General features: G+C 70.5%; 15 protein-coding genes. 7 read left to right on the top strand and 8 right to left on the bottom strand.

The genetic code is table 11. The features are described from left to right. Positions 1 to 9: 9 nt before the first annotated feature. Together AB0M67_RS14365 and AB0M67_RS14360 are read right to left on the bottom strand one after the other, a co-directional pair. Positions 10 to 1,404 (bottom strand): ricin-type beta-trefoil lectin domain protein, encoded by a 1,395-nt coding sequence (locus AB0M67_RS14365; RefSeq protein ID WP_365745805.1) that lies wholly within the window; start codon positions 1,402 to 1,404, stop codon positions 10 to 12. Continuing rightward, on the bottom strand, positions 1,404 to 2,663 hold the full coding sequence (locus AB0M67_RS14360) for a family 16 glycosylhydrolase (protein WP_365745655.1): 1,260 nt from the start codon (positions 2,661 to 2,663) through the stop codon (positions 1,404 to 1,406). The genes AB0M67_RS14365 and AB0M67_RS14360 overlap by 1 nt, the downstream gene beginning before the upstream one ends. A gap of 396 nt (positions 2,664 to 3,059) precedes the next feature. Here AB0M67_RS14360 and AB0M67_RS14355 point away from each other — a divergent pair, with 396 nt between their 5' ends. From AB0M67_RS14355 to AB0M67_RS14340, 4 genes are all read left to right on the top strand, one after another. Continuing rightward, complete coding sequence (locus AB0M67_RS14355; protein ID WP_365745654.1) at positions 3,060 to 3,896, top strand: endonuclease; 837 nt, start codon at positions 3,060 to 3,062, stop codon at positions 3,894 to 3,896. A gap of 303 nt (positions 3,897 to 4,199) precedes the next feature. Further along, the gene (locus AB0M67_RS14350; RefSeq protein WP_365745653.1) at positions 4,200 to 4,562 is read left to right on the top strand and encodes a DUF1304 domain-containing protein; all 363 of its coding nucleotides are present in this window, start codon (positions 4,200 to 4,202) and stop codon (positions 4,560 to 4,562) included. An 8-nt stretch (positions 4,563 to 4,570) separates the two neighbouring features. Beyond that, on the top strand, positions 4,571 to 5,164 hold the full coding sequence (locus AB0M67_RS14345; protein WP_365745652.1) for a TetR/AcrR family transcriptional regulator: 594 nt from the start codon (positions 4,571 to 4,573) through the stop codon (positions 5,162 to 5,164). 253 nt (positions 5,165 to 5,417) lie between these two features. Beyond that, on the top strand, positions 5,418 to 6,821 hold the full coding sequence (locus AB0M67_RS14340; RefSeq protein ID WP_365745651.1) for a SpoIIE family protein phosphatase: 1,404 nt from the start codon (positions 5,418 to 5,420) through the stop codon (positions 6,819 to 6,821). A gap of 42 nt (positions 6,822 to 6,863) precedes the next feature. Here AB0M67_RS14340 and AB0M67_RS14335 read toward each other — a convergent pair whose 3' ends face one another. Beyond that, positions 6,864 to 8,357 (bottom strand): hypothetical protein, encoded by a 1,494-nt coding sequence (locus AB0M67_RS14335; protein ID WP_365745650.1) that lies wholly within the window; start codon positions 8,355 to 8,357, stop codon positions 6,864 to 6,866. A 229-nt stretch (positions 8,358 to 8,586) separates the two neighbouring features. Here AB0M67_RS14335 and AB0M67_RS14330 point away from each other — a divergent pair, with 229 nt between their 5' ends. Then, complete coding sequence (locus AB0M67_RS14330; RefSeq protein ID WP_365745648.1) at positions 8,587 to 9,717, top strand: aminoglycoside phosphotransferase family protein; 1,131 nt, start codon at positions 8,587 to 8,589, stop codon at positions 9,715 to 9,717. A 432-nt stretch (positions 9,718 to 10,149) separates the two neighbouring features. Next, a complete protein-coding gene (locus AB0M67_RS14325; RefSeq protein WP_365745647.1) occupies positions 10,150 to 12,060 on the top strand; it encodes a peptidoglycan recognition family protein in 1,911 nt (636 codons plus the stop codon). Between the two features lie 141 nt (positions 12,061 to 12,201). Here the strand turns inward: AB0M67_RS14325 and AB0M67_RS14320 are convergent, their stop codons facing one another. The 4 genes from AB0M67_RS14320 to AB0M67_RS14305 form a co-directional block, all read right to left on the bottom strand. Next, a complete protein-coding gene (locus tag AB0M67_RS14320) occupies positions 12,202 to 13,311 on the bottom strand; it encodes a chemotaxis protein (protein ID WP_365745646.1) in 1,110 nt (369 codons plus the stop codon). A gap of 185 nt (positions 13,312 to 13,496) precedes the next feature. Next, positions 13,497 to 15,848 (bottom strand): glycoside hydrolase family 95 protein, encoded by a 2,352-nt coding sequence (locus tag AB0M67_RS14315; protein ID WP_365745645.1) that lies wholly within the window; start codon positions 15,846 to 15,848, stop codon positions 13,497 to 13,499. A gap of 125 nt (positions 15,849 to 15,973) precedes the next feature. Continuing rightward, positions 15,974 to 16,474, bottom strand: coding sequence for a hypothetical protein (locus AB0M67_RS14310; protein ID WP_030353882.1), 501 nt, complete (start codon positions 16,472 to 16,474; stop codon positions 15,974 to 15,976). Positions 16,475 to 16,563: 89 nt separating this feature from the next. Beyond that, positions 16,564 to 16,806: a DUF397 domain-containing protein gene (locus AB0M67_RS14305; protein WP_365745644.1), complete on the bottom strand. Its 243-nt coding sequence runs from the start codon at positions 16,804 to 16,806 to the stop codon at positions 16,564 to 16,566. Positions 16,807 to 17,029: 223 nt separating this feature from the next. Here AB0M67_RS14305 and paaK point away from each other — a divergent pair, with 223 nt between their 5' ends. Then, the gene (gene paaK / locus AB0M67_RS14300) at positions 17,030 to 18,316 is read left to right on the top strand and encodes a phenylacetate--CoA ligase PaaK (protein WP_365745643.1); all 1,287 of its coding nucleotides are present in this window, start codon (positions 17,030 to 17,032) and stop codon (positions 18,314 to 18,316) included. Positions 18,317 to 18,392: 76 nt separating this feature from the next. On the opposite strand, the gene AB0M67_RS14295 is transcribed toward paaK, so the two are convergent. After that, positions 18,393 to 19,931: a fatty acyl-CoA synthetase gene (locus AB0M67_RS14295; protein ID WP_365745642.1), complete on the bottom strand. Its 1,539-nt coding sequence runs from the start codon at positions 19,929 to 19,931 to the stop codon at positions 18,393 to 18,395. Positions 19,932 to 19,966 lie beyond the last annotated feature (35 nt).

The raw sequence follows: 19,966 nt of genomic DNA, 5'->3' as shown, positions 1-19,966 counted from the left end.
CTCGCCCGGTCAGCCGGCGTACTGGGCGAAGACGCGGGTGAAGTCCCACGCCTGCTGGCTCACACCGGAGCAGGTGTCGGCTCCGCCGCCGGTGCAGGGCCGGTCGCGGTTGACCGACCAGAAGGTCAGCCGGGCCAGATGGTGCTGCTGCGCGTAGGCGAGGATGGTGCGGAAGTCCGCGACGGTCACCGTCTCGTTGTTGTCGGTGATGCCGTTCATCGACGAGATGCCGATGCTGCGGTACGTCTGGTCGTCGCTGTACCCGTACGCGTTCTTGACCGCGTTCTTGAGGCCTTCGGCGGCACGGGTGGTGAGCGTACCCATGTTCTGGCCGCCGCCGCCGAAGTTGAACGGCATGATCGTCCAGCTGTCGACGGTGAGTCCGGCGGCGGCGGCGCGGTTGATCAGACTGGTGTCAGGACCGTTCTGGCCGGTGCCGAAGGTGACATAGACCTTGATGCCGGGGTTGTTGGCCTTGATGGTCTTGAGGGCGTCCACGGTGCGCTGCTGGACGGTGGGGCTGTCGTACGCGGCGGCCTCGATGTCGATGTCGATCGCCTTGAGACCGTACGCGTTGATGACCTTCTGGTACGCCGCCGCCAGCTCACCGGCGCTGGAGCAGGAGCTCTCCAGCTTGTTGCCGCTCCAGCCGCCGAAGGACGGGATGACATCGCCGCCCGCGCCACGCACGGTGTTGATGGTCTGCTGGTCCACGCCACCGGTCAGCGGCCGTCCGCCGTCCCACTGCGGGTTGCAGTAGCCGTTGCTGAGCACGAACGCCAGGGTGAACCACTTCACGCCGGTCGCGTTCATGACGGTGGTCGGGTTCGGCGGGCTGCCCCAGCCGTTGTAGATATACGGCGCGACCGCCATGGGTCCGCTGGGGGCGGGGTTGCCGCCACCGCCCGAGGGCGCGGTCCACTTCTGGTTGGCCGCTCCGGTACAGGTCCAGATCTGCAGCCGGGTGCCGTTGGCCGAGCTGTTGCCGGTCGCGTCCAGGCACTTGTCGGCCTGGGTGTTCACGATGTCGCGGGCCGCGGAGACGGTCCACTTCTGGTTGGCGGTTCCCGTGCAGTCCCACAGCTGGAGCTGCGCGCCGTTCGCGGTGCTGTTGTCCTTGACGTCCAGGCACTTGCCGAGGGCCCGGATCGAGCCGTCGGAGGCGACGTCCCACTGCTGGGCGGCCGAACCGTTGCAGTCGTAGAGCTGTACGGCCGTGCCATTGGCGGAGCTGCCCGCCGCCACGTCCGCACACTTGCCGCCCAGGCCCGTGATCGTGCCGACGGCGGCGACCGCCGCGGTGGCGGGGGTGGGCGCGGTGATGAGCGACGCGCCGAGCGCGAGGGGCAGCGCGGCCAGCAGGACGAGGGATCTGAGGGGCTTGCGGAGCGTGCGTACCGTCATCATCCGCGGTTCACCGTCCACTTCTGGTTCGCGGCGCCCGAGCAGGTCCAGATCTGCAGCCGGGTGCCGTTGGCCGAGCTGTTGCCGGTCGCGTCGACGCATTTGTTCGCCTGGATGTTCACGATGTCGCGGGCGTCGGGGACGGCCCAGCGCTGATTGGCGCCGCCGGAGCAGTCCCACAGCTGGAGCTGCGCCCCGTCCGCCGTGCTGTTGTCCTTCACGTCCAGGCACTTGCCGAGCGCGCGGAGCGAGCCGTCGGCGGCGACGGTCCACTGCTGGGCGGCCGAACCGTTGCAGTCGTAGAGCTGTACGGGCGTGCCGTTGGCGGAGCTGGCGGAGGCCACGTCCACGCACTTGCCGCCGAGTCCGGTGATCGTGCCCGCGGTGCCGCCCGACCCGCCGTCGTTCGTGCTGACGCGCACGTAGTCGACGACGAGCTGGGACGGGAACGGCGTGCTGCCGTTGGGGTCACCGGGCCAGTAGCCGCCGACCGCGAGGTTCAGGATGATGAAGAAGGGCTTGTTGAACACCCAGGTACGGCCGCCGAGATCGGCGGGGGTACGCGTCTGGTAGACGTTGCCGTCGACGCTCCAGGTGATGCGGTTGGGCGACCAGTCGATGGCGAAGGTGTGGAAGGCGTCGGCGAACGCCTGGCCGTTCGGCAGGGTGTAGCCGGCGCCGATACCGCCCGAGCCGGAGTAGCCGGGACCGTGCAGGGTGCCGTGGACGGTGCTGGGCTCGAAGCCGACGTTCTCCATGATGTCGATCTCACCGCTGTTGGGCCAGCCGACGTTGCCGATGTCGCTGCCGAGCATCCAGAACGCGGGCCACATGCCCTGGCCGCGCGGGACCTTCATACGGGCCTCGACCCGTCCGTAGGTCGAGGTGAACTTGCCGGACGTGTTGAGCCGCGCCGAGGTGTACTCGCACCGGCCGTACCAGCACTGGTAGTTGCCGGGGTTGTCCTTGCGCGCGGTGATGACCAGATTGCCCTGGCCGTCGAGCGCGGCGTTGTTGTTGCCCGCCGTGTAGTACTGCCGTTCGTGGTTGTTGACGTTGTCGCCGGTCTCGATCTGCCACTTCCCGCCGTCGACGGCCGAGCCGGCGGCGCCGTTGAAGTCGTCGGAGAACGTGACCGCCGCCGCCCCGACCGCGGCGGTCGGCCGCTCGGGGGCGGGCGCCGCGGCGGCCGGGACCGCGGCGGCCAGGCTGGAACAGCAGAGCAGGGCGAGCGCGTAGAGCGCCATTCGGCGTCCCATGGGGATTCGCACAGGTCATCACATCACTTCGAGTGGGGGGTCATGCGCATGACATCGCAACGCCGAGAAGCCTGGGGAGAGTCACCTCGGACGCTTATTTCAATACTTGATTTAAGGGAGGGTGCGAGGGGTCGTCAAGAAGCTGGTATGGACCAAAGTTGACCAGATTCATGTCCGCCTCACATCCATATGAACGCAGACCCCCCACAACCGGGCGGCACGCCACCGAACGGGAAGGAAACTTGACCTGCACATGACCGACACCGGGCGTTCACGCGAGGACACAAGCCCTGTGGAAAGCTCCGGCTGAACCGTTACTTCACGACCATGCGCCGCACGGCCCCCCACCCTGTGGCCGTGCGTCGCGGTGGTCCCGCCGGAGAGGACAGCTCCCCCATGTCCCGTCGTCAACGTCCCACCCGACGCACGCTGTTGGCTCTCTGCGCCGCCACCGCGGTGCTCGCCACCACCGCGGCCGCCGCACCCGCCGTCGCCGCCCCGGAGGCCGCGCCGGCCGGCACGGTCACCGTCACGGCCACCGCCGCGCTCGACGACACGTACTACCAGAGCGCCATCGGGAAGACCGGCACCGCGCTCAAGTCGTCGCTGCACTCGATCATCAGGAATCAGACGAAGATCACCTACGACCAGGTCTGGACGGCGCTCAAGTCCACGGACCAGGACCCCGCGAACTCGTCGAACGTGATCGAGCTGTACACCGGCAAGTCCATATCCAAGTCGAACAACGGCGGCAACACGGGCCAGTGGAACCGCGAGCACGTCTGGGCCAAGTCCCACGGCGACTTCGGCGAGGCGACCGGCCCCGGCACCGATGTCCACCATCTGCGCCCGGAGGACGTCCGCGTCAACTCCGTACGCGGGAACAAGGACTTCGACAACGGCGGCAGCGCGGTCTCCGGCGCCCCCGGCAACTACACGGACTCCGACTCCTTCGAGCCGCGCGACGCGGTGAAGGGCGATGTCGCCCGGATGATCCTGTACATGGCCGTACGGTACGAGGGCAATGACTCATGGCCCAACCTCGAACCCAATGAGCGGGTCAACAACGGATCAAGCCCCGCGATGGGCAAGCTGTCCGTACTCAAGCAGTGGAACGACGAGGACCCGCCGGACGCCTTCGAGCAGCGCCGCAACCAGGTCATCTACGACCAGGTCCAGCACAACCGCAACCCGTTCATCGACCACCCGGAATGGGTGGAGGCCATCTGGTGATCGCGCGGGCCGTCAGGTGATCACGGCGCGGCCTGCCCGCGCCTGATCGCCCGCGGTGCCAGACTGTGCCGCGTTAACTCCAAGCGCCCCCAGCGGGGAATGCTGGCCGAGCCCCCGGGACACGCTTCGCCCGGGGGCTTCGGCTTGCCCCGGCACCTGTCCCGGCGCGCGGCCCGCCCGCCCGGCCGAGCCAGGCCCGGCCCCGGGGTCACCGTCGCCACCCCGCCCGGACCACCTCCTGGACAGCTGTCTATGATTCATGGACATCTGTCCAGCAGTGCCGATCCACAGGAGATCCCGATCATGCAGACCGCCGCGAACGTCCTGGTCGGCCTGGTGGCCTTGTTCCACGTGTATGTGATGGTGCTGGAGATGTTCCTGTGGGAGCGGAAGCCGGGCCGTGAACTCTCCGGATTCGACGCCGACATGGCCCGCGCGACCGCTCCCCTCGCCGCCAACCAGGGGCTCTACAACGGCTTTCTGGCCGCCGGGCTGATATGGGGGCTGATCGCCGCCGACCCGACGGGCCACCGCGTCCAGATCTTCTTCCTGATCTGCGTGGTCGTGGCCGGTGTGTACGGCGGAGCCACCGCGAACAGGCGCATCCTGTCCGTACAGGCGCTGCCCGGCGCGGTCACCCTGGCCGCGGTACTGGCGGCGGGATGAGCGGCCCGATGAGCGGCGTACCGGCGGAACCGCCCGCGAGCGGACCGGCGGGCGATCCCCGTACGGCCAGGACCCGGGCCCGGCTGCGGCGGGCTCTGCTCGACGCCTGCGCGGAGCGCCCGTTGGAGGAGGTCGGGGTCGCCGCTCTGGTGCGCCGTGCCGGGATGGGCAGGGCCACGTTCTATCTGCACTACCCGGACCTCCGGACGCTGGCGGTCGACGCCTGTGCCGAAGTGGTGCGGGACGCGGTGGACGCCCTGCACGCCTGGCGCGGCGCCCCCGATCCACGTGTCCCACCACCCGCGCTGACCTCTTTCTTCACCGGTCTCGCCCCGCATACCGCGCTCTACCGGACGCTGCTGCGTCCGGGAGGGAGCGGTCCGCTCGGCGAGCTGCTCCACCGCGAGCTGCGGGAGCGCAGCCGCGTCGAGCGGACCCTCGCCGGGGCGCCCGCCCCCGAGCTGATCGCCTCGGCGGTGGCCGCCGCCTTCGCCGGGGTACTGGCGGACTGGCTGCACGGACTGATCGAGGACACGCCGGAGGGCATCGCGGCCCGGATCTGGCGGCTGCTGGTGGCGCTCCACCGGATGCCGGTCACCTGAGGCAGCGCCGCTCACCCGAGTCACGCCGCTCACCGGAGTCACGCCGGTCACCGGAGGCGCCGACTGAGGCGTACGGCACGGGACGGGACCGGTCCGCCCGGGTGCATGAATGCGGGACGCCCAGCCTGCGGCATATGCCAACGGCACCATCACTCCGAGTGTTGCCAAACGCCTTACGCGCCCGGGGCGCCTGTGCGACAGTCGTAGCGGTCCCCCCACCGACAGGCCGTGCCGCCCCGTATCGGAGTACGAGATGCCGTCCCCTCTGTTCGCGGACCGCCCCGTCCCGCGGCCCGCCGAGCCCGGAACGATGGACGCGCTCATCAGCAGGACCCGTCGGCTGCGCGGTGACGTGGACGCCGTACGCCGGGACACCGAGGTCGACGACGGCAACACGCTCCGGCGCTGGCAGCGCGCGCTCTACGACCTGGCGGTATGTCAACTCGACCAGCTGGGCTCCCACTTGGACCAGCTCAAGGCGGGCAGGCCGGACCCGGAGGGGCCGCTCGACCGCCCCGCACAGGACACCTCTCCCGGCTACGACCGCTCCGGACCCCGGCTCGGCCGGGTGGGCAGCGGGGAGTGGAACCTCCTGACGGACGAGGTCGGCTGGTCGGACGAACTGTTCCGGATCCTCGGACGCGACCCGGAGAGCGGACCGCTGACACTCGACGAACTACCGTCCCTGGTGCACCCAGACGACCAGATCCTGCTCACCGCGATGGTGACGGACTGTCTGATCGACGGAAAGCCCATGGACGGCGAGTTCCGGGTCGTCAGGGCGGACGGCCAGGTCCGTACGCTGCACATGATGGGCGAGCCCATCCTCGACACCGACGGCTGTACCGCCTCCATGTGGGCGGTGATGCGTGATATCAGCGCGCTGCGCCACAGCGAGCGGACCGTACGCGACTCCCATGACACCCTGCGGCGGGAACACCATCTCGCACAGACCGAACACCGGCTGGTGGCCGAGTTGCACGAGGCGGTGCTCCCCGCGTGGCACGGCTCGTCGTATCCGCCGAGGAGCGGGCCCGACACGCTGGACCTGGCGGCCCGCCGGCTCCCCGGCACGGCGCATCCCCCGACCGGTGGTCAGTGGTTCGACGCCCTTGAACTGCCCTGCGGGGAATCGCTGTTGACCACCGGTGAGCTGACCGTCCGCGGGGTGGCCGGCGCCTCCTCGATGGCGATGCTGCTGGGGGCGCTGCGCGGCATGGCCGTGGCGGGCATCGCGCCCGGGGCCCTGCTCGGCCATCTGAACCAGCTGCTGGAGACCTCGCGACAGCCCGCGCTCGGCAGTGCGCTCTGCTCCCGCTACGCCCCGGAGACCGGCACCTTCTCCTGGGCGCAGGCGGGCCACCCCGCCCCGCTGCTGTTCCGCGACGGGACGGGGCACGCGTTGACGCCGCCGGACGGCGTCCTGCTCGGAGCGACCTCGGGAGCCGCGTACGAGCAGGCCGAAGTCCAGCTTCGGCCCGGGGATCTGCTGGTGCTGCACACCGAAGGGCTGACCCGGGACCACATCGTCGGGCTGGCGCCCAGGATCGCCGGAAGCGGCTCGGCGCGAGAGTGTGCTCAGCTGATCGTCGAGGAGTCCGACAGCGCCGAACGCATGGACGCCGCCTGTCTGATGGTCATCAGGATCCCCGGCTGACAGACCCGGTCTCCGGGCAGGGCGGGACGTTGAGGACACGCCCTAGACATCGGTCTTCCCCGTCCGCCTCACCGGCCCCTTCGGCATGGCGGTCTTCAACTCCTCGCGCAGATCGTCGATCTTCTCGTACCCCGCGTACTGGCCGGTGAGCCGGTACATCTCCCGCAGCCGGTCCCAGGTGCGGTGCGAGGAGGTCTCCCCCATCGACACCAGCGCCAGCCGCGCGTAACGGTCGGCCTGTTCGGGGTCGTCCGCGATGAAGCAGGCGGACGCCAGCGAGATGTAGTCGAAGATCTTGGAACGCTGCCGGCCGTTGCCGCGCAGCTCCAGCGCCCGCTTGGCGTGCCGCTGCGCGGTGATCGCCGCCTCGGGCTCATGGTCGGCGAGGGTACGGAAGGCCAGGGCCTCCATCCCGTGGAGATCGGCCTCGTCGAACATCTGCATCCAGCAGGGCGACGGGACATCCCGCTCGTCCGCGACGAAGAGTTCCTCCGCCTCGCCCAGAGTGCGGCGCATGGCCTGGCCGCGGCCCATGGACGCGTGCGCCCATGCCTCGATGGTGCGCAACATGGCGCGGGTACGGGGCAGGGCCTCCTCGCCCGAGCCCGAGTCCGCGAGCTTCATCAGATCGAGTGCCTCGTCGGGCCTGCCGAGGTGGACCATCTGACGAGCGGCCCTGGACAGTGCCTCGCCCGCGCGGGGGCGGTCGCCGCCCTCGCGGGCCGCGTGGGTGGCGATGACGAAGTACTTCTGGGCCGTGGGTTCGAGACCGATGTCGTGGGACATCCAGCCGGCGAGTACGGAGAGGTTGGCGGCGACGCCCCAGAGGCGCCGCTGGAGATGGTCGGGGTGACGGTAGGCGAGCATGCCGCCCACCTCGTTGAGCTGGCCCACCACCGCCTTGCGCTGGAGACCGCCGCCACGGGCGGCGTCCCAGGCACGGAACACCTCGACGGAGCGCTCCAGGGCCTCGATCTCCTGCGACCCGATGGGGGCGGCCTCGTAACGGTCGAACCCGGCGGGTTCCGCGTTCAGGGGATCGTCGATCCGGGGGGCGTCGGACGAGAGTGCGGGGTCGGAGTGCAGCCAGTCATGCATGGCGCTGGTGAGTGCTGAGCCTGCGGTGAGCGCGGCACCCGCGCCCACCAAGCCGCGACGGTTGAGCATGAGGTCCATTCCCGTGAATTCGGTGAGGACCGCAGCCGTCCGGTCGGGCGCCCAGGGGAGGGCGTCGGGGTTGTCCGCGTTCCCGGCGTCCCGTCGTTTCCCCGCGCGCCCGCTCCGTACGAACCCGAGGTCCTCGATGGTCACGACACGACCGAGCCGCTCGGTGAACAGCGCTACCAGCACTCTCGGCACGGGATCGCGCGGGGTCTCCCCCATGTCGATCCAACGCCTGACCCGCGAGGTGTCGGTGGCCAGTTGGGGGTGGCCCATGGCCGCCGCCTGCCGGTTCACCAGTCTCGCGAGTTCGCCCTTGGACCAGCCGGCCAGGCCGAACAGATCCGACAGACGGGTGTTGGGTTCTCCGCTCACGTCAAGCCCCCAGGTTCTCGGCTGAGTTGACAGTAACCGCCTGTCAGACGCGTGGCGACTATTCGCCACGGTTCGCCAGGCTTCGCCAGCTCGTATGCCAGGGGGTCGACGGTGTGGGGTAGGAACGCGCCATCCCGGCCCGGCAGCCGGACGTACTCCCCAGGGTGCCAAGGCTGCCGGCCGGGAGGCGCGAGTAATTCGTCGGCGCACGAAGGGATCTGTATCGCCCATGTACACAGCATCGTCCTCCGTGTCCGCCCCGCCCCGGTCGCAGCGTACGGTCACTCCCGGCAGCGGACCGTATCTGGACCCCACACACGCGGGGCGGCCGCGGCTCAGGGCGGGGACGGTCACCCAACCGCTCAGCGGGAGAATCGACGTGTCCGGCCCCCAGGGCGCGCAGCTGCGTATGGCGATCACGGCGGTGCACCGGGTCTGCCCGGAGTTCAACCCGGTGCAGGTGCTGCGGCGCAGCGGGCGTTCCGTTCTGCTCGTCGGAACCACCGGGCGGGCCAACGCGGTCGCCAAGTGTCTGCTGGACCACTCTCCGGTCTGGACCGAACGGTTCAGGCACGAAATAGCTGCTTATCGCTCCTTCGTCCGACACCGGCCGCCGGTCCGGGTCCCCCGGCTGATCGCCGCGGACCCGGAGAACTGTGCGCTGGTGATCGAGCGGATGCCGGGGCGGGCCGCCGCGCTGACGCGCCATCCGGTGGAGGCGCCGCCGCGCGCCGATCTGCGGGCCGCGCTCGGCGCGATCACCAGGCTGAACACCTGGCGGCCCTCGGCCGGTCTGTTCGACAAGCCGCTCGACTACGCGTCGCGGATCGCCCGCTACCACGAGCTGGGGCTGTTCACCGACCGGGACCTGGGCGATCTGCAGAAGCTGCTGCACGGGCTGGCCGGCGCCCGACAGGGCATGGAGTTCTGTCACGGTGACGCCCTGCTCTCCAACGTCCTGCTGTCTCCGGCGGGTCCTGTGCTCGTCGACTGGGAGCACGCGGGCTGGTATCTGCCTGGCTACGATCTGGCGACGCTGTGGGCGGTGCTCGGGGACGCCCCGCTGGCGCGCCGCAAGATCAGTCAGCTCGCTCAGGCCAGTGGGCCGGTGGCGCGGGACGCGTTCCTGGTCAATCTGATGCTCGTGCTGACCCGGGAGATCCGGATGTACGAGACGGCCGTGCAGCGCGCGCTGCGTGAGACGCCGTCGCCCGGTACCGGTCCGTCCCCCCATCCGTCGCCGTCCGGGCAGCAGAGCGGTCTGACGCCGGCCGAGGAACAGCGGCTGCTGCTGCGGCGGCTGCACGACGACTGCGCGATGGCCCGGCGGGCCGTACGCGCGGCGGTCGGGACTCGCTGATCCGGCCGTACCGTACCGAGCGAGTACGAAGAGCGCCGCGCGCCTCGTGGGCACCCACGGGGCGCGCGGCGCGTCCTGCGTAACGGCCGTGCCCGGCCGCTCCCGGCCGCGCTTGGCGCGCTTGGCCGCGCTGGGATCCTCCCGGCCGATCGGGCCGCCCCACACGGCAGATGTCTGATCATTGGTCCATTCCACTGACGCGCCGCAGGCCCGGACACCACCGCCGCGAAACTCCGTCATACCCACGCTGACGTGCGAAATCCGCTCCGTGCCCGATGATTGACGGATCGTCCGGAAGCCGATACCCCTGTATTCCCAGTCGGCCCGGCAGGCCCCTTCACGCACCACCCGTCACTGGAGGCTGCATTGCAAGGATCTGTCCCCCCACGACCGAGATTCCCGCGTGCTCGCGCGCTGCGAGCGGGGGGTGTCGTGGCGTCCGCCGCGCTGCTGCTGCCGCTGGTCTCCGCCGCTCCGTCCGCCACGGCGGAGCAGCCGGGATCCGGCGCGCTGCAACGTGAGTTCGCCGCCGCGGCCGCGCGGTACCAGGTGCCGCAGAGCGTGCTGCTCGGAGTCTCGTATCTCCAGTCCCGCTGGGACACGCACAGCGGCGCTCCCAGCGTCACCGGCGGCTACGGCCCGATGCATCTGACCGACGCCAAGGCCGCGCTCGCCGACGCGCCGCACCACTCGGAGGGCACGGAGGATCCGCGCGGGGACTCCTCGCGCGCGGTGAAGACCGTCACCGGCACGGCGCTGCCCAAGACCTCCGAACTGCCCGCCCGGCTGCGCACCCTGGAGCGCGCCGCCGAGCTGACCGGGCTGCCCGCCGAGGAGCTGCGGCGTAGCCCCGCCGCCAATGTCCGGGGTGGCGCGGCGCTGCTGGCCGCGGCCCAGCGGGCGCTGGGAGCGCCGCTGAGCGGTGATCCGGCCGACTGGTACGCGGCGGTGGCCCGGTTCTCGGGGGCGGACGACTCCGCGACCGCCACGACCTACGCCAACGATGTGTACGACGTGATCAGGAACGGCGAGCGTCGTACGACGGACAGCGGCCAGCGGGTGGCGCTGCGCGCGGCCCCCCGGGTCTCCCCCGACACCGCGCGGACCGCGCGGCTCGGTCTGCGGAAGGCCGACGCGGGGCGGGCCGAGTGTCCCGGTAAGGTCGCCTGCGAGTGGATCCCGGCGCCGTACGCGGAGTTCGGCGAGGACGACTACGGCAACCACGACAAGGCCGACCGGCCGAAGTCCCAGTCGGTCGACTACATCATCATCCATGACACAGAGGGCTCCTGGGACACCACGATCAAGCTGATCAAGGACCCGAAGTATGTGTCGTGGAACTACACGTTGCGCTCGTCCGACGGGCATGTCGCCCAGCACGTGGCGACCAAGGATGTCGGCTGGCACGCCGGCAACTGGTACATCAACTCCAAGTCGGTGGGTCTGGAGCACGAGGGTTTCCTCACCGCGCCGGACGCCTGGTACACGGAGGCGATGTACCGCACCTCCGCGCGGCTGGTCGGCTATCTGGCGAGGAAGTACGACATCCCGCTGGACCGTCAGCACATCCTGGGTCACGACAATGTGCCCGGCACGACCACCGCGCTGATCCCCGGGATGCACACCGACCCGGGCCCCTACTGGGACTGGGCGCACTACTTCCAGCTGCTCGGCAAGCCGTTCAAGGCGACCGCGGGGCCGGCCGCGTCCGTGGTCACGATCCGTCCGGACTACGCGTCCAACCAGCCCTCGTACACCGGCTGTGAGAAGGCGGGCCAGGCCTGCGCCCCGCACGGCTCGGGCGCCGTACGGCTGCACACGGCGCCGGCCGCGGACGCGCCGCTCGTGAAGGACATCGGGCTGCGGCCCGGCGGTCAGGACTCCACGATCGACGTCAACGACCTGGGCGCCCGCGCCTCGACCGGCCAGCAGTACGCGGTCGCCGGGCGCGAGCGCGACTGGACGGCGATCTGGTACCTCGGGCAGAAGGCGTGGTTCCACAACCCGCGTACGAACCCGACCGCCGTGGGCGCCAAGGCGCCGGTGCTGACGCCGAGGGCCGGGCTGGCGGAGATCCCGGTGTACGGACGGGCCTATCCGGAGGCGGATGCCTACCCGGAGGGGGTTCCGGTCCAGACGGTCTCGGCGTTCCCCTACAAGCTGCTCGCCGGCCAGCGCTATGTGGTGGGCGCCGAGGCTCCGAGTGAGTACTACTTCGCGCCGACCTTCGACACCGCCGGACACCGGGTGGTACGGGGCAAGGACACCTACTACGAGATCCAGTTCGGGCACCGGGTCGCCTATGTGAAGGCGGCCGATGTGGAGGTGCGTCCGGCGCGCTGACCAACCGGCGGGGGGATGCCGGGCGTCACCGGCCGCGGGGGAGCCGGTGACGCCCGGCGCGTATCCGTCCGGGTGACGGAGGGCGGCGCGGCGCCCGCGGCGGTGGCGCGGCGTCAGCGGTGTGCGGGGCGCGGGGTGCGGTCAGTAGCGCAGGACAGCGGCGATCCGGTCGTGGGCGGCGAGCGCGTCGTCCGGGAGGAACACCACCTCGGCGCCGCCGTCCAGAGCGGCTTCGACGAGTTCGTCGACGATGTCCTCGCGTACGTCGGGGCCCGCGGCGGACTCGTCGTCGACCGGAATGAGATGGCCGTCGCTGACACGGACCGTACGGCGGTAGTGCTCTTCGAGCGCGACCAGATCGGCCCGCTTCTCGCGTACCGACTCCCAGACCTCGTCCAGTCCGGCGGCGAAGGTGCGCCGGCCCTTGGCATCGTCCAGCCGGGTCAGTACCTCGGCCATCTGCCGGCGCGCGTACTCCTCGACCACGGGCCCCAGTTCCCTCCGGAGGACGGGGGCCGGACCGTCCGTCAGACCGCCCTTGACCAGCCGTCCGACGGCCGTACGGGTGGCGTTGCCCGCCTCGTCCAGCAGGGCGAGCGCGGGGGCGAGCCCGACCAGATGGAGCGGCCGGGGCCGGCGCGCGAGCACCGCGCCCATGGCCTCGTCGACGGACCGCAGAAAGCGGCGGGTCTCCTCGTCGGTGAAGGTGCTCGGGGTGTCCCCGATCCGTTCCTCGCGTTCGACGTCCCAGGTCTCCTCCGGCGGCGTCATGGGGAATCCGTTCTCGCGGTGCTCGCGCAGGGACTCACCGGTTCCGCTCCAGAGCGTCGCGCGGTCGGCGGCGATCGCGAGCACCCAGTACGGCCGTGACTGCGCGGTGGCGGCCACGAGGTTCCGGGTCAGATAGGTGTCGGAGAGTACGACGCGCTCGGGCACCTCACGCGGCAGATACCAGACCCGGAACTCCCCGGAGTCGGCGAGCAGCAGCAGTCCGTCGAGCAGATGGCGCAGATCGACCTCGGCGACGGCCTTGTCGAGCTGTCCTTTGATGGCCGCGCGGGATCGCTTGTCCAGATCCGGTTCGGCCTCCAGCCGGCGTCCCGCCTCGGCGAGCAGATTGCGCAGCCGTACCGCGTCCTGCTCGTGGTGGTGCTCGCGGCGGTGGGTGGGCATCGTCAGGGACACGGCCGGATAGGGGCGCAGCGCTCGCAGTTCCCGTAGGACGTCGGGGTTCAGACCATTGCTGTCCATGCTGTCCCTTCGCTCGATGAAGGTCCGGCGGGCGGGCGGACAGGCGCCTGCCGGCCCCCCGTCGTGCATCCCATCTTGCGTGATTCCGCCCGGTTCCGCAGGAGGGGCGGTCCACTTGGCGCGAAGGGCCCCATCGGCCATGTGGCGGATGGGGCCCGGCCGCGGCGGTCCGAGTGGCCCGGGACCTACGGGGTGAACTCGTAGGTCCGTCCCGCGGTCGCCCGGAAAGTGCGCTCACCGCCCGGCAGCAGGGTGCTGCGCAGGGTCAGGTCCGTCGTACGGCTCGCGCGCAGCGTGATCCGGCTCGCCCTGCCGCCGCTCCAGCTGATGTCGAGGGTGGCGCCGCCGCGCGCCCGCAGCCCCGTCACCCGGCCGTTCGGCCAGGAGGCCGGCAGGGCGGGCAGGATCTCGATCGGGCCGTGCTGGCTCTGCACCAGCATCTCGGCCACGCCCGAGGTGGCGCCGAAGTTGCCGTCGATCTGGAAGGGCGGGTGGGTGTCCCAGAGGTTGGGCAGGGTGGAGGACTTGAGCTGCTCCGAGAGCATCTTGTGGGCGTGGTCGCCGTCCCGCAGCCGTGCCCAGAAGTTGATCTTCCATGCCTTGCTCCAGCCGGTCCCGCCGTCGCCGCGCGCGGTCAGCGAGACCTTGGCCGCCTCCGCCCAGGTGCTGCCCGCGACGATCTGCCGGCCCGGGTGGAGCCCGAAGAGATGCGAGACATGGCGGTGGTCGTCGGTCCGGCCGTCGACATCGGTCTTCCACTCCTGGAGCTGGCCCCAGGAGCCGATACGGAGCCCGGGGTCGAGGTCGCGCAGCGCGGTCTCCAGCCGGGTACGGAAATCGGGTGCGTCCCCCAGGGTCCTGGCGGCCTCCAGGGTGTTGGTGAACAGATCGTGCACGATCTGCTGGGACATCGCCGCGCCCGCCGTGAAGTCCCCGTGCTCCGGTGAGTAGCTGGGCGTGACGACGAGCTTGCCGTCGCGCGGGTCGGTGCGGAGATTGACGAGCCAGAACTCCGCGGCCTCCTTCATCACCGGGTAGGCGGTGGAGCGCAGATAGTCGGTGGAGCCGTTGAACCGGTAGTGGTCGTAGAGCTGCTGGGTGAGCCAGGCCGCGGCCTCCGGGAACCAGAACGACGTGGCCCAGTTGTGCACGCCGGTGAAGCCGAACGGGTTGGTCTCGTTCTGTACGACCCAGCCGGCCGAGCCGAAGATCTCCCGCGCGCTCACCCGGCCGGGCGCGCGCATCGCCTCGACGTAACGGTCGTACGGCGCGGTGGTCTCGGCGAGGTTGGTGACCTCGGCGAGCCAGTAGTTCATCTGGAGGTTGATGTTGACGTGGTAGTCCGCCGACCAGGGCGGGTTGGTGACGTTGTTCCACACGCCCTGGAGGTTCGCGGGCAGGGAGCCGGCCCGCGAGGAGGCGATGAGCAGATAGCGGCCGTACTGGAAGAACAGCGCTTCGAGCGCCCGGTCGGCGGCGCTGCCGCCCCCCGTGTACTGCGTCAGCAGCTGGTTGGTGGGCAGGTCGGGGAGTTGCTGGCCGATGTTGAGGGAGACCCGGCCGAAGAGCGCGCCGTGGTCGTTCATATGGTCGGTGCGCAGGGCGTCGTACGAGCGGCGGGCCGCCGCGTCAACCGCGCCGGTGACCGCGCCGTGCGGGTCGGCGCCCCGGTAGCGCGGATAGGTGTCGGCGTAGTCCGTACCGGCTGCCAGGACGAACCAGGCGCTGTTGGCACCGGTGACGGTGAGAGTGCCGTTCGCCCCGGCGCTGACCCGGCCGCCGTCGGTCCGTACCCGGATCTGGGTCTCGAACCGCATCCCGTTGTCCTGGAGGGCGCCCTTGACGGTGAGCCGGTCGCCGCCGGCCGTGGCGGTGAAGTCGGCGCGCGGCGAGGTGTAGCGCAGGGTGAAGCCGATCTTTCCCGGCTGATTGGCCGAGAACCGGCCGACGATGACCTTGCCGGGGTAGGAGGCGAAGAACTCCCTTGTGTACGCGACGCCTTGATGGGTGTACGTGACGGCGGCGAGCGCGGACGCGAGGTTGAGGGTACGGCGGTAGGAGCCGTCGGGGGCCGACGGGGCGCCCGGTACGGCCAGTTCCAGATCGCCCAGTACCTGGTACGCGCCGAAGCCGTTCTTCGGCTGGCCGAGTTCGGCGGCGACGGCTTCCGGGGTGAGCTTGTCCTCGGTGTCGAGGCGCTGCTGCACGGAGGCGAGCACTCCGGGCCGGGGCTGGGTCCAGTTGCCGTGGTCGTATCCGCCGGCGGCGCCGGGGCCGCCGGTCCACAGGGTCTTCTCGTTCAGGGTGAGGCGCTCGGTGGCGAGGGTGCCGAACACGCTCGCACCGAGCGCACCACTGCCGATGGGCAGCGACTCGCGCTCCCAGTCGGCGGCGGGTGTGTGATACCTGAGCGTCAATTCATCGGAGGGGTTAACGGCGGCTGTGGCTCCGGATATCGTCGGAAGACCCAGCGTCATTGCGCCCGTTACCCCGAGCGCGGACTTGATCGTGGTTCTGCGGCTCATCCCAGGGGTCATGGCAGGCACCGTAAAAGTCCGATGACTGAAAGGGCAAGGGACATGACAAATTCGCTCCCGCCGGTATGGACCCGGCCGGATACCGACCCCTGATCCCTACCGTGCGGGAGCGCTCGGCTCCTGGCTCAGCCCTGCTGGAACAGCTCCGCGGGCAGTGGCTTCAGCAGTGCGTAGAGGTCGTCCGTGATCGGCCGGTCCCAGCTGGCGATGGTCACCAGCACATCGTCGCTGCGGTCGAACTGCACGCAGGAGATCCGGCTTTCCGAGAGCTTGAGGCGGCGCACGATCAGGAGGTTGTCCCCCTGCATCACCGGGATGTCCTCGGCGCCGGTCACCTCGACCGGCTCCTCGTTCTCCAACGCCAGCAGCAGCTGGGCGACCTCGAACGGAATCTGCCCGTCGGCCAGCTCGCGGGCGGGTGACCCGGCGGGCAGATTCCCGATGATCATCGCGGGCCCGCGGCCACCGAACAGGTCGTACCTGAGGAAGACACCCTGGCAGCTGCCATCGGGCGCGGGCAGCAGCCCCGCCCCCAGATTGCCGGGCCAGTCACCCGGGTCCATGGCCAGGACATCGAAGTCCGGGCCCGCGGGTGTGGCGGCGCTGCGGCGGCGGAGAAAGGACATCCCACCATGGTACGGGTTCGCGCCACTTCACCGGAGCCGGCCGCCCACGCTCTGTCAGCCGGACGCCGGGCGGAACCATGTCATGTCCGTCAGGTGAGGTCGAACTCCCCGTCGCGCGCGTTGATCACGAAGGCCCGCCACTCGGCAGGGCTGAAGATCAGCGACGGGCTCTCCGGCCGGCCGCTGTTGCGCATGGCGATGAACCCCTCGACGAAGGCGATCTGGACGTCACCCGTACCCCGGCTGCTCGACTGCCAGTCCGCGTTGCTCAGATCGAGTTCCGGCTTCTCCCAGCCCGAAAGCGGCTTATGGGTGGTGGTGCTCTCAGCCACGTCCTGCTCCTCCCGCTGCGTCGTCCCGGGGCCACCCTATCGACCGGCGCCGGTCCCGGACAGGCCGCGGCGCGGGGCCGGAACGGGGCTCGGGAATCACCGCGTGCGTCGCGTCGCGGCCCTTGACGCTCGTCGTCACTCCTGAATTACTGATCCCGGGACGATCAACCGAATGATCGGTCGATCGGACGACCGCACTGTCCGAGGGACCGGGAGAGCGCCCATGACACCTCTGCTGGACGCGGCGGAACAGCTCAGCCGCGAGGAGCTGGCCGTACTGCAACTGGACCGGCTGCGCGCCACACTGCGCCACGCCTACAAGAACGTCGGCCATTACCGGACGGCCTTCGACCGCGCGGGGCTGCGCCCCGAGGACTGCCGTACGCTCGCCGATCTGGCGCGCTTCCCGTTCACCGCCAAGGCCGATCTGCGGGACAACTATCCCTTCGGGATGTTCGCCGTGGATCAGTCGGAGGTACGGCGCGTCCACGCCTCCAGCGGCACCACGGGCCGGCCGACCGTCGTCGGCTACACCCAGCGGGATCTGGACACCTGGGCCGATGTGGTGGCCCGCTCGATCCGGGCGGCCGGCGGGCGCCCCGGGCACAAGGTCCATGTGGCGTACGGCTATGGGCTCTTCACCGGCGGACTCGGCGCGCACTACGGCGCGGAGCGGCTCGGCTGCACGGTGATCCCCGCGTCCGGGGGCATGACGGCCCGCCAGGTCCAGCTGATCCAGGACTTCCGCCCCGAGATCATCATGGTGACCCCGTCGTACATGCTGACGCTGCTCGACGAGTTCGAGCGGCAGGGCGTGGACCCCCGTACGACCTCTCTCCAGGTGGGCATCTTCGGCGCCGAGCCCTGGACGGAGGAGATGCGGCGCGAGATCGAGGAGCGGTTCGCGATCGACGCGGTCGACATCTACGGACTGTCGGAGGTGATGGGCCCGGGGGTCGCCCAGGAGTGTGTGGAGACCAAGGACGGTCTGCACATCTGGGAGGACCACTTCTATCCGGAGGTGGTCGATCCGTTCACCGGGGAGGTGCTGCCGGACGGCGCGGAGGGCGAGCTGGTCTTCACCTCGCTCACCAAGGAGGCGATGCCGGTGATCCGCTACCGGACCCGGGACCTCACCCGGCTGCTGCCGGGTACGGCGCGGGTCTTCCGCCGGATGGAGAAGATCACCGGCCGGTCCGACGATCTGGTGATCCTGCGCGGGGTGAACCTCTTCCCCACCCAGATCGAGGAGATCGTCCTGCGTACGCCGGGGGTGGCCCCGCACTTCCAGCTCCGGCTGACCCGCGAGGGCCGGATGGACGCGCTGACGGTACGGGCCGAGGCCCGCGCGGAGGCGACCTCCGCGCAGCGTGCGGAGGCGGTCCGGGCGATCGCCTCGGCCGTCAAGGACGGGGTCGGGGTCTCGGTGGCGGTGGAGGTCGTGGATCCGGAGACCCTGGAGCGCTCGGTGGGCAAGATCAAGCGGATCGTGGATCTCAGGCCCCACTGAGCCCCGATGCCGAGCGCCACTGAGCCCCGGTCCCGAGCGCGGTCCTGAGCGGCCCCGAGCGGCCCCGAGCGGCGTCTCAGGACCCGCTCAGGCGGTCCCGCAGCTCACGTTTGAGGATCTTCCCGCTGGCGTTGCGCGGCAGCGCCGCCACGAACACGATCCGTTTCGGGGCCTTGAAGTGGGCGAGCTTCTCGCGGGCGTGGGCGAGGAGTTCGGCCTCGGTGACCTCGCCGCGCGGGACCACGACGGCGGTGACGGCCTCGATCCAGCGGTCGTCTGGCAGCCCGACCACCGCGGTCTCGGCGACGCCCGGGTGGGTGTAGAGAGCGTCCTCGACCTGCCGGGAGGCCACCAGCACGCCACCGGAGTTGATGACGTCCTTCACCCGGTCCACGACCGTGAAGTAGCCCTCGGCGTCCCGCACGGCGAGATCCCCCGAGCGGAACCAGCCGTCGCGGAAGGCCTCCGCCGTCTCCTCCGGCTTGTTCCAGTACCCCGCGCAGAGCTGCGGCGACCGGTAGACGACCTCGCCCGCCGTACCGTCCGGGACGTCCTCGCCGCTCTCGTCGACGACCCGTGCCTCGACATGCCGTACGGGCCTGCCGCAGGAGTCCATCCGGCCCTCGTGCTCATCGGGTCCGAGAACCGTGGCGAGGGGACCGATCTCGCTCTGTCCGAAGCAGTTGTAGAAGGCGAGCGAGGGCAGCTGGGCGCGCAGCCGTTCCAGGACGGGCACCGGCATGACCGAGGCGCCGTAGTACGCCTTGCGCAGCGCGGTCAGATCACGCGTGGCGAACTCGGGGTGCCGCGACAGGCCGATCCATACGGTGGGCGGCGCGAAGAGGCTGTCCGCTCGGCCCGCGCCGACGAGATCGAGGATCGCCTCCGGGTCCGGTGCGTCCAGGATGGTGTTCTCCGCGCCGACCGCGAGATACGGCAGCAGGAAGACATGCATCTGCGCGGAGTGGTAGAGCGGCAGCGAGTGCACGGGCCGGTCGCTCTCCCGCAGGTCCAGGGCGGTGATGGCGCTGGCGTACGCGTGCACCTGGGCGCGGTGCGTCATCATGGCGCCCTTGGGCAGCGCGGTGGTGCCCGAGGTGTAGAGCAGCTGGGACAACGCGCCGGGGTCACCGGCGCGTTCGTACGGTCTCGGGGTGGCCAGCGCGGTGAGCAGCGAGTCGTCGGTGTCGCGCAGAGCGCGGACCGTGACACCCCCGGAGACCCGTCCCGCCAGGCCCGGATCCGCGAGGACGAGCGTGCTGCCCGACTGCTCCACGAGATAGCCGAGGTCCTCGCCGGTGAGGTGCTGATTGACCGGTACGTGGACGAACCCGGCCCGCGCGCAGGCGAGATAGGCGATCAGATAGACGTCCGAGTTATGGCCGTAGGTCGCCACCCGGTCGCCGTCCGCGAGCCCGTGTCCGCGCAGCTCGGCGGCGGCGGTGGAGATGGCCGCGTCCAGCTCCGCGTAGGTCCAGGTACGGTCCGCGTACCGTACGGCCACGCGGCCCGGCACCCGGGCCGCGGTACGGCGCACCACTCCGTCGACGGTGCTGTCGAGCAGTTCCCGCAGGGGGTCGTCGGGCTCCGGCGCGGTGTGGTCCTCGGTGTTCATGGCGCGATCCTCCGGGCGGTCGCGCGGCGGGTCAA

It is taken from the genome of Streptomyces sp. NPDC051662, assembly GCF_040681655.1.
Taxonomy (GTDB): domain Bacteria; phylum Actinomycetota; class Actinomycetes; order Streptomycetales; family Streptomycetaceae; genus Streptomyces.
The sequence above is the reverse complement of the archived record's forward strand: the minus strand, read 5'-3'. Positions and strand labels throughout refer to the sequence as shown.